This window comes from Candidatus Obscuribacterales bacterium (genome assembly GCA_036703605.1).
Classification (GTDB): domain Bacteria; phylum Cyanobacteriota; class Cyanobacteriia; order RECH01; family RECH01; genus RECH01.
The window spans coordinates 1-10,132 of record DATNRH010001078.1 but is presented as its reverse complement, the minus strand read 5'-3'; the positions used below and the strand labels follow the sequence as shown (position 1 = coordinate 10,132).

Below are 10,132 nucleotides of genomic sequence, written 5' to 3'. Positions count from 1 at the left end.
TGATCACGAGTTTCGGCAGCACTGTAGGGGGTTTGAAATAAATCCTTACCGCTAGGGGCGGTGGTGCCAATCAAAATAATGTTGTTTTCAATCCAAGCCGGATCCACTTGACGAGCCAGCACTTCTGAAAATGTCACCTGCCGAGCCAAGGAGCGCGGCGATCGGTAGTTCAACAGCAGTTGATAGCCAGCACTGTCAATGGTGTAATAGCCACCGTCGGTGGACTCCAGGGGAATAAATGAGGTGCCATTGAGGCTGAAGGATGAGTCATCTATAGGACTTGCCTCTAGTTCAATGCCCTCCTCTGCCAGGTAGGCCAGCGCTAACCGCAGGGCAAACGCATAGTAAACCGAACCATCATCGGTTGTGGCAAACAGCAGGCTGCGGCGCACCACGCCATCGGGATCGATCAGGAGATCATTAAAGCCAACCCGTTCTGGCGGTACGCCCTGGGGTGGCAGAATACCTTCGGTAACCGCATCACCCAGTTTCGTAATCGCAAAAACATTGGGGCGCTGCAGTTGGGCCAACAAATCGTCATGACCGGGGTCTTGAGGCACCTCTCGGTAAAGATCGATACCGATCGCGCGGGGAGACGACTCACTTAAAATAGCGATCGCTTCTGCCAAACTAGCATCCGAGGGCGTCGATCGCTGCAGAGTACGAATGTCAGATTCCGTGACCGCCACAATTAAGAGCCGAGGATCCTCATCTTGAGGGGGGCGATGCTGCACCATAGTATCGTAGGCGCGCAACTCAAGGGGTTGCATCCAGCCCAGGATTTTCATACCAGTGACGGCACCGGTCACCACTAGGCTGAGGAGTGTAACAACCGAAGCTCCCGTATGGAGTACTGGCCGGACAGACGTACGCCAACGGTTGCGAATAGTGCGAAAGTGCTCTACGTTCACAAATACCTCAGGTAGATGACGAATCCTGGAAGTAAAAAGATGAACAGGGGCCAATCAACAAATGGGTGAGCCCCAACCACCAGTGGTGGACTGAAGATTGCGATGAAACATGCTGCATCAGCTAGGAGCTTCATCGGCCAAGACAGGATTCAAGCTTGCCCCCGAAACCAGGGATACAATGCCTGCTATCAGGTTACAGTCTCGGGCTGGGCAAACCAGGATAAGACGAGACCTAGGAGCGATCGCCCACTGGAGATGCCAAATGTTCTATGTAGAGCAACACCTTCAGGTGTGCATACGTTCCACAAACCCCTAGGACAGCACATTGCGGAACATCGCTGCAGGCTCTTAATCCAGTCCTTAATCGCAGTAGAATAAACACCCTGAAACAAGACTCTTCGGCATGACGGTAGTCTCTCAGACCAAGCAATGGGGTTCATTGCTCATGGAGATGCACAGTCGAGGCTGCGTCGTTGCCCTATGTTCACCTTAAAAGCTACGGCGACCTATGGTGGCGCTTGTGCAGCACCAACGCCTCGCGTTTCTCAATATTGGCATTCTTTCCGCGCAAATCAAAACCTATGGGTTGAAATTCTGCCGACATGCACGGATAGTAACGACGCGATCGCACCGCTGATGAAGATACAGGCAGCGATGACCGTCCATGGACTGCACAACAAAGCTGATTCGGCTGACCATCTTTTTCCTCATCCCCTAGCCCCTTCTCCCGCAACATGCGGGAGATGATTGCAAAGCCCCTCTACCGTCCTGAGAGGGGTTTGGGGTAAGGGGCTTCAAGTTTGGTCAGCCAACAACAACAGCCAGACCACGGGTCAGCAACAGCTATGGGGTTTCCAACGGCGTCAGGCGTAGCGATGGATTCGTCTCCAGCAAGACACTGGGGGCATATTGAATGGCGCGGTCATCGGCATCAATGCAGACATCCATGGCAGCGATCGCCTCTAGGTCAATCTCGCGGCGCAACCCAACCACACAGCTCGAAAACTCCAACGGCAGTAAGCTACGACGGCAGTAGTCCAGAGACTCGATAGACGCCACACTCTGGGTATCTGCATCAACGTCCACGACGCATTCTGCCAAATCCAGGGGGCGGCGCACCCGCTTACAGCCGGTCAGAGCATCCACGGCCGCCACCGGCGTACCGGCATCAATACTCACGACACAACTGGCTAAATCTTGGGGATGGAGAGCTGCCGCGCAGGAATCTGCCGCCTCTTCTGGCGAAATACCGGCACTCAGCAGACGATTGGCACAGATCTCGTAGTCATTACCACGGGGAGACGATCGAAACAGGGCTTGGGCCGGCGAGATCGGCAACCCAGCGATCGCCACACTAGAGGCGAGGGCGATCGCTGCCCCTCCGGTTGAAAACCGATGAACCCGGAGCCTGCGGTTAGACATGATGTGACGAAAACAATTCAACATAAAGTTCACAGTGGTGGAGAGGTTCTGAACACAACAGCAAGTAGATAGTACCCGACCTTGCTCTATCGTCGGGCAAAAGCAGGTGATGGAAGGTTGCTGTCTCACAAAACAACGCCTGTCAGACTCATGTCTTGTGCTAGCTCTTGAGTCAACTCTTGAGCAATCACACCATCGGGCCAACAGCACCTGTCAAACTCCGTTCCCGTGAGTGTAGCCCAAACGGGAAGCCATAGCTAGACGTTTTGACTTGCCCCCATTGTGACAAAGTTTAGCAAGACATCGGCACATCACCATCCTACGCAGGGATCTAGGAGACAGCACCCGGTGCGATGAACCACAACGCTGCGCAGTTGCACAATAAGAGCACAACATTGATAGACCCAGACGGATCATTCCGCCAATGATCACCAAAATAAGGTACATATAGGGTCAGTAAAATGGAATCGTCATCCACCCTACTAACCTGTAGGCACACAGGGCACTTGCGCACATGCTAGTTAATATTCAACATGAACTCGGCCGACAACGGGTTAAACACATTGTCAGTAGCTATCGACTAGATGGACAAGAGCCCTTTCAATTCAATGCCCATCTCAATGATCTGTTCGATGCCTACCCAACACCGCTCATTGAGCTAGCCTTAATCGAAACGTTAGTAGATTGCTGGGCCAGCGTGCCCCTGATCCGAGGCACAGACTTTCTACACCGCGCCCACACCATGCTCCATAGCTGGGATGAGCATCCGATCATCAGCACGCTGACACCAGACCAGTTCAGCCAGATTTCTGGACTAGACCCGACGCCGGTTTACGGATCGGGCGATCGCCCCAACAGCCACTCCATCGCCCACTCCTAGGGATGGCGCAGGATTCCCGGAAAGATGGCTCCCCGCCCGGGCTAGGGCCACCACCCCCTGAATAGGAATATCCGCTGCCTGAAAGACCTGTAGTGCAGCTCGGACGGTTGCGCCGGTGGTGTAGATATCATCCAAAATCAACACGGGCGATCGCCCCTTCACAGTACCCAAGCGAAAAGCCTGCTGTAGGTTTGCCTCTCGCTCCGCACCGGAGAGTTCAAACTGAGGGCTAGTATCCCGCTCCCGCACCAAGCCGCGACGGGCCAGCGGTAGTCCCGTCACCTGGCAAAAGGCATCGGCTAGCAGTTCAGCTTGGTTGTAGCCTCGCTGCCGTTGCTTGTCGGCATACATGGGAATGGGAACCACAACGGGATGGGGAGCTTTAGACGGACGAGGGTTGGGATGCTTGGTTTGATGGTCAAGCCAAGTTTGCCCTAGCCACTGCCCCAGAGGGCGGGCAAGCTGGGGACAGTTGTGGTATTTGATCATCGCGATCGATTGGCGGAGCATTCCCCCATAGTCCCCCCAAGCCAAGAGGGGGTGATCTAAATTCGACGGTGGCATCTGGGACACCTGACAACGTCGCAACTGACGATCGCAGTCACGACAGAGATGGTTTGGCGTGGGCCGTTGGCAGATCAAACAGCCCTCATCTAACAGGCATCCAAGAACAGCTTTGGTTAAGCGGTTAAAAATCTGCATAGGTTGATGAGCCTTGGCAAGGTGGGCATTGATGAACAGGTGCAAAAGATGGGGGCGATCGCCGCACTGCCGTATGACAAATCTATAAAACTCTGAAACGCAATCCAGCCAGATCGCATAGTATGTTTAGTATTAAGGGGGCAGGTCATGACCAAAACCGTGTACCCACTGATTCATCTCCCGTTCATCTCCCACTGGGGAGAATGCCTTAGATACCTGTAATCTAGGCACCGTGGTTGACGTTTTCCATTCAGCCTTTAAACCATCGATGGCCCATTGCACTATCTCGATGTTCCCTTATTCTCTAGGTTTCAAGCCTCTGGTACGTCGTGACCATGGTTAGACCTTGTCTCAGCCGTTGGTGTGAGCCGACCATGACAGATACCTCAGGGTTCATGGCAAACTATTTCGGCTCTCGTCTCGTCCCATCACGCCCTGCAGGTAGCAGGGGGCGATCGCTCTTGTGCTTGGATCATAACTATCGTGTGACGTCACTCACAGCGATCACAGGTGAGTGAGGCGTTATGGTTAGATAGTGTTTGCGTTGTCTCGTTTACGTCCTCATCGTAGATTCTGACTTGATTGTTTTGTAGTGTTTGGCAAACCCTCGCAAATTCACGCATATCATCGTTGCCCATGGCTTTGACTAAGAAGACTCGTAATCGTGACCTGCCCACTATCAACGAACGGATTCGCTTTCCAGAAATTCGGGTCATTGATACAGACGGCGCACAGCTTGGCATTATGCCCCCATCCGAAGCCCTGAGAATTGCGGAGGACAAGGATCTAGACCTAGTTCTAGTCAGCGATAAGGCTAACCCACCGGTCTGCCGAGTGGTGGACTATGGCAAGTACAAGTTTGAGCAGGAGAAGAAAGCGCGGGAAGCCCGCAAAAAGCAGCACACCTCAGATGTGAAAGAGGTGAAGATGCGCTACAAGATCGAAGAGCATGACTACAACGTTCGGGTTAATCAGGCAGAGCGCTTCCTGAAGTCTGGAGACAAGGTAAAGGCGACGGTCATGTTTCGCGGACGAGAAATCCAACATGCGGATTTAGCAGAAACGTTGCTAAAACGTTTAGCCCATGATCTCCAGGAACTCGCCGAGGTGCAGCAAACGCCGAAGCGGGAAGGGCGCAATATGATGATGATGCTCTCTCCCAAAAAGGTTTAACCCTCTGGGGATCAGCAATTAACACCCCTAGGATGGATGAGTCCCAGGGTGTCCAGCCCTCACGCGATCGCCCCGGATGCACTCATGTATCTGGGGCGTGGTTCATGACATGGTTCATGACATGGTTCATGACATGGGGCTAAGGGCAATCGCGATCGCTGCTGCTGCCATCAGGAAGCGTGGTGCGACAGAGGATGGCTCCATCTAGACCAGACTCTGGCGAGAGCTGGGCACCGGTGAGATTGGCCTCTCGGAGATCTGCCCCCCGCAGATCCACCGCATCGGGCCAGGAGCGTTGGGTGCTGGAATACTCGCGATAGACGATGGCATAGCTGAGGTTAGCTCCCCGCAAATTCGCCCCGGCTAGACTGAGGGATTGGACTGTAAAATCTACGCCTTGGAGGTCGCAGCCAGGACATTGCCCCGTGGAGCGCAGGCGGACCAAGTTGCGATCGCGCTCCACTTGGGCCAGAAAGTCGGGGGGAGCGATCGCCCCGGTCAGGTCACTCTCAGTAAAGAGGCTAGGGCTCGCCTGCATGTCTGCCAAATTGGCCCGGCTGAGATTCGTTTGGGTCAAATCCGGGATCAGCGCCGCATAGAAACAGAGATCATCAGCACCCAGCACCGGCAGGGGATCAAGATTCACCGCACTCAAATTCGCATCCCGCAGATCTGTACCCCGCAGGTTGGCCGCCCGTAGATCGGCCCCCTTGAGATTGCCGTGACTCAGATCTAGCCCACTGAGGTCAGCCCCCACCAGGTCGCAGTAGGAACAGGTGCGGGTCGTTCGCAGGCGATCGAGGCGGGCTTCCAGACGGCGGCGCTGGATGTCAGTACGCTCCAGGGTAAAGACACAGGGCGTACCGCCTAGGCTCCAATCCTCCTGCACCTGCTGAGCATCATCAGGATTGAGACCAATGGCATAGTCAAACTGGGCCTGCGATCGCTCCGTGTCCGCGAGCGTGGCTCCGAGCAGATCCGCTTGGGTGAACGTAGCATCCCTGAGGTTGGCCCCAGTCAAGTCTGCCCCGCGCAACGTCGCTTGATGGAGATTGGCCTTGCGTAAATCCGCTCCCCGCAGATTGGCCCCCGATAGATCCACCGATCGCTGATCTAAGGACAGAACCGCATCTCGGAGATTGGCCTGCTGCAAATCTGCCCCAGATAGAGTAGCATTTTGCAGGATTGCTCCCCGTAGATAGGCTCCTCGCAGGTAGGCACCGGATAGATTCGCCCCCGATAGATCCGCAGCTTTAAAGCTAGCCCCAGCTAGGTTGGCCCGCCCAAAGTCTGCCTGGTGAAGGATCGCCTGATCCCACACCGCACCGCGGCCATCGGCACCGGCAAACTGGGCTCCCTGGAGATCAGCCGCCGTCAAGGTAGTCTGTTGGAGATTGGCTCCTTGAAACTGGGTCTGCTCTAGGTGCGATCGCGCCAAGCTAGCCCCTTGCAGATTCGCTTGGCGAAAGTCTGCCTGAGCAAACGAGCGATCGCTCAAATCCCTGCCAGACAAGTCGCAACCCGGACATCCCTGAGGGCCGACCCTCTGCCCCCAGCCACAGCCCACCATCAGAGCGACGGCTACCGCCAGCCCTATCCATCGAGAGCGATCGCCCCATCGATTCCCTGTCATCATCTTGCTCTCCCTTGAATATCGTAGCGACCCATGGGATACAGACATATCCGGATGGGAGGTTCCCGTGCTTAGATAGTAGGCAGCACAGCGTAACACCATGAAGTTAGAGGATTGGCAACTCAATCAGAACACACCGAGTGTTCGGCAAAAAATCTTAGGATGGCTCAACCTCCGCCCAGAGGAAGGAGCCCGCACCCTGCTGATGTTCTTGTTTTACACCACAACGTCCGTTGGCGTGCTGTGGTTTGAAGTGAGCGTCGCAGCGCTATTCCTAGGAGAATATGGAGCAGAGGGGCTGCCCTGGATTTACTTAGCCAGTTCCGGGATTGGAGCCGCGTTGGGCTTGCTCTATTCCTGGATGCAAAAGTTTTTGCCCCTGCGCCACGTCATCTTTCTGATTGCCGTCTTGATGGCCGTGCCGGTGGTGCTCCTACGCATTGGGATGCACCCAGCCCTCTTAGGAGGCTATGCCATTTTCATGCTGCGGCTGTGGGTTGAAGGAATCTACGTCCTCAACGAACTGACGACGACGATTACCGCCAACCAGCTTTTCAATATTCGAGAAATTAAACGCACCTTTCCCTTCATCAGCAGCGGCATTTTGATGGCCGACGTGCTCAGCGGTTTCTCCCTGCCGGTGCTGCGATCGCTGATTGGCCTACCCAATATCTTGATTCTCGCCAGTGGCATGATGCTGGTGGGCGCACTGACGCTGCTGCACATTGGCCGCACCTACCATCAGTTCTTCCCCGACTCGCCTCGGCGGCGGATGCAGGAGAAGCAGCCTGACTTTACCGCCCGTCGCCTGCGGGGCCCCTTGCTGCGGTACGTAGTGCTGATTGTGTCCTTCTTCGTGATGATTCAGGTGCTACTGCTGCTGATCGACTTTCAGTATCTCAGCCAGCTTGAGAAAAACCTGAACGTGCAGGTGGAAGAAATTGCCGACTTTTTAGCCCTCTTCAGTGGCGTTTTGGGGCTGTTTGAACTGCTGACCCAGTGGTTTATCTCCAGCCGCATGATTGAGCGGCTAGGCGTGTTCTTCATCTCCATGCTGCCGCCGGTGCTAGTGGTCACCATCAGCAGCTTTTCCCTCCTCGTCCTCGGTCAACCGGCCGTGCTTTTTTGGGGGATCATTCTGCTGAAATTTGTCGATGAACTTCTACGCTATACCCTAGTCGCCAGCACCAGCCCCGTCTTATTTCAACCCATCCCCGACACCATGCGCAGCCGCGTGCAGTCGATGGTGCGCGGCGTTGCCGAACCTATTGCCATCGGCGTCACGGGAGGCAGCATGTTGCTGGTGCTGAAGGTGTTTCGCACCCAGGCAGGTAGCGCCAACTCCGTACGCTTTCAGCAATTTCAAGACGGGGCCTTCACCGCTCTGATTCTCTTAGCTGCCCTGGTGTGGCTGCTGACCGTTTGGTGGCTGCGATCGCGCTACCTAGAACTCCTCGTGCTCAGCGCCGAGCGGGGACAGTTGAGCCTATCCGACGTGGATCTGCGATCGATTAAACGAGCGGTGGTAGATGCCCTCGATCGCCCAGGCACCGAGGCAGATAAACAGTCCTGCATTGAACTGCTCACCCATATTGATCCCAGAAACGTGGGGGATGTGCTGTCTCCCCTATTAGCCCGCCTCACGCCCAGGCTTCAGCGCCAAAGCCTAGAGGCCATGCTCGATCATCCCAGCTTGGACTATCTCGACCGGGTGCGATCGCTGATCCAAAAACCTCTGCAGCCGGAAGTGCTAGCTGTGGCCCTGCGATATATCTGGCTCACCGAAACCAATCCAGATATCCCTGAACTGCGCCACTATCTGCAAGCCCAGCAAGATCCTGTCGTGCGTGGCACGGCCGCCTCCCTGATGCTGCGGCGCGGCAACTCCCACGAACGGGCAGAAGCCACCGCCACCCTAAGGCGGATGCTCACCCATACCCAAGAGCGGGAACGAGTCATGGGCTGTCGAGCCCTCGGGGAAGCCGTCTATATGCAGGCCCTGCGGCTGTATATCAAACCGCTGCTGCAGGATGAGTCCCTACGGGTGAGGCGGGCCCTGCTGGAAGCGATCGCCTCCACCCATTTGGAAGAATATTATCCATCCTTGATTCGTGGTTTGCGCTATCAGTCTACCCGCGAGGCCGCCATGCAGGCCCTGACCCGACTGGAAAACGATGCCATTCCCCTGGTGCTCTCCATTGCCGAAGATATCCACCAACCGGATATTGTCCGCAATAGCGCCTGGAAAGTGATGGGACGCATCGGCACCCTAGAAGCCCTGAATGCCTTGGTATCGCACTTAGTCACATCCTGGGGCGCATCCCGACGCAGCATTCTTCGCATTTTGCTCAAGCTGCCCCACGATGCCGGCATTGAAGCCGTGGGCGATCGCTTAGGACGGCGCGGGGTTGAAACCTTGATGAATCAAGAACTCATGCTGATTGGGCAAATGTATGCCGCCCTGCTCGACTTCCTGCCAGAACGATTGACCGGACGAGAAGCTGACCTGCTGCGGCGGGCCCTGCGCTATGCCCAATCCGATGCCCAGGATCGTCTCTTTTTGCTGATGCGATTCCTCTACCCATCCAGCGCCATCCAGGCCGCGTCGTTCAACCTGCTCTCAGGCTCCCCCGACAATATGGCCCGGGGCCTAGAGATTCTAGACAATACGGTAGACTTACCCAGCAAGCGGGCCCTGCTCAGCATTCTCGATCGCCGCCCCGACTATGACAAACTGCAAAGCCTATCCGACCTGGTTCCCTATACCCCCATGGCCGCCAGCGATCGCCTGCGGTATCTCCTAGATCTACGCCATTTCCTCTCCGAGTGGGCCCTAGCCTGCTGTTTCCACCTAGCTCGGCGGCAGTTGTGGGGCGTGAAAGTGGATCAAGCGATCGCCTGTCTGCGGCATCCGGCAGGGTTTGTGCGCGAATCCGTTCTGTCCTACCTACAGGTTGCGTCCCCACGCACCCTACGGATCTTGCTGCCCCAGTTGGGCCAAGATCCCAATCCCCTAGTGGCGGCGCAGATTCGACATCTATTGTTCATCATGGAGCAAACCACCCTCCCGCCCACGTCCAGCCAGCCTGCTCTTCCTAGCGTTCCAGATGCCTAGGAGGAGGGAGGCGCTCGCACCACACGATATACTCTACCTCTAGACAACCTCTTCGAGCCTAGACTTAGTGACTATCCTACGTTTTGACCCTCATCCCCCAACCCCTTCTCCCAAAAAGGGAGAAGGGGAGCCGGATTCAAAGTCCCTCTCCCGACTTGGGCTACCGCTTATACACATCTTAGAGATGAGCCAGTGACCAACCTTCAAAGAGGGTGTCAAAGTGTTTGAGACCTCTGAATAGAATGACAATGCCCGGTGGGCGCTGACTGGCATAGCCCGACCATCCCCCTAAGCGG

General features: G+C 55.7%; 8 protein-coding genes. 3 read left to right on the top strand and 5 right to left on the bottom strand.

Translation table 11 applies throughout. The features are described from left to right. From V6D20_22130 to V6D20_22120, 3 genes are all read right to left on the bottom strand, one after another. A partial coding sequence (locus V6D20_22130; GenBank protein ID HEY9818483.1) for a CHASE2 domain-containing protein occupies nt 1-911 on the bottom strand: 911 nt, incomplete at its 3' end. Nucleotides 912-1,407: 496 nt separating this feature from the next. Beyond that, nucleotides 1,408-1,647 (bottom strand): hypothetical protein, encoded by a 240-nt coding sequence (locus V6D20_22125; protein ID HEY9818482.1) that lies wholly within the window; start codon nt 1,645-1,647, stop codon nt 1,408-1,410. 107 nt (nt 1,648-1,754) lie between these two features. Beyond that, nucleotides 1,755-2,333: a hypothetical protein gene (locus V6D20_22120; protein HEY9818481.1), complete on the bottom strand. Its 579-nt coding sequence runs from the start codon at nt 2,331-2,333 to the stop codon at nt 1,755-1,757. 514 nt (nt 2,334-2,847) lie between these two features. Between V6D20_22120 and V6D20_22115 the strand changes: the two genes are divergently transcribed. Continuing rightward, nucleotides 2,848-3,213 carry a hypothetical protein gene (locus V6D20_22115; protein HEY9818480.1) on the top strand — a complete coding sequence of 122 codons (366 nt, stop codon included), beginning with the start codon at nt 2,848-2,850 and terminating at the stop codon, nt 3,211-3,213. Here V6D20_22115 and V6D20_22110 read toward each other — a convergent pair. Continuing rightward, nucleotides 3,148-3,915 carry a ComF family protein gene (locus tag V6D20_22110; protein ID HEY9818479.1) on the bottom strand — a complete coding sequence of 256 codons (768 nt, stop codon included), beginning with the start codon at nt 3,913-3,915 and terminating at the stop codon, nt 3,148-3,150. The genes V6D20_22115 and V6D20_22110 overlap by 66 nt on opposite strands. A 636-nt stretch (nt 3,916-4,551) precedes the next feature. On the opposite strand from V6D20_22110, the gene infC reads away from it, so the two are divergent. Next, complete coding sequence (gene infC / locus V6D20_22105) at nt 4,552-5,088, top strand: translation initiation factor IF-3 (protein ID HEY9818478.1); 537 nt, start codon at nt 4,552-4,554, stop codon at nt 5,086-5,088. A 139-nt stretch (nt 5,089-5,227) separates the two neighbouring features. On the opposite strand, the gene V6D20_22100 is transcribed toward infC, so the two are convergent. Continuing rightward, the gene (locus V6D20_22100; protein HEY9818477.1) at nt 5,228-6,724 is read right to left on the bottom strand and encodes a pentapeptide repeat-containing protein; all 1,497 of its coding nucleotides are present in this window, start codon (nt 6,722-6,724) and stop codon (nt 5,228-5,230) included. Between the two features lie 97 nt (nt 6,725-6,821). Here V6D20_22100 and V6D20_22095 point away from each other — a divergent pair, with 97 nt between their 5' ends. After that, nucleotides 6,822-9,836 (top strand): hypothetical protein, encoded by a 3,015-nt coding sequence (locus V6D20_22095; protein ID HEY9818476.1) that lies wholly within the window; start codon nt 6,822-6,824, stop codon nt 9,834-9,836. Nucleotides 9,837-10,132: the final 296 nt, after the last annotated feature.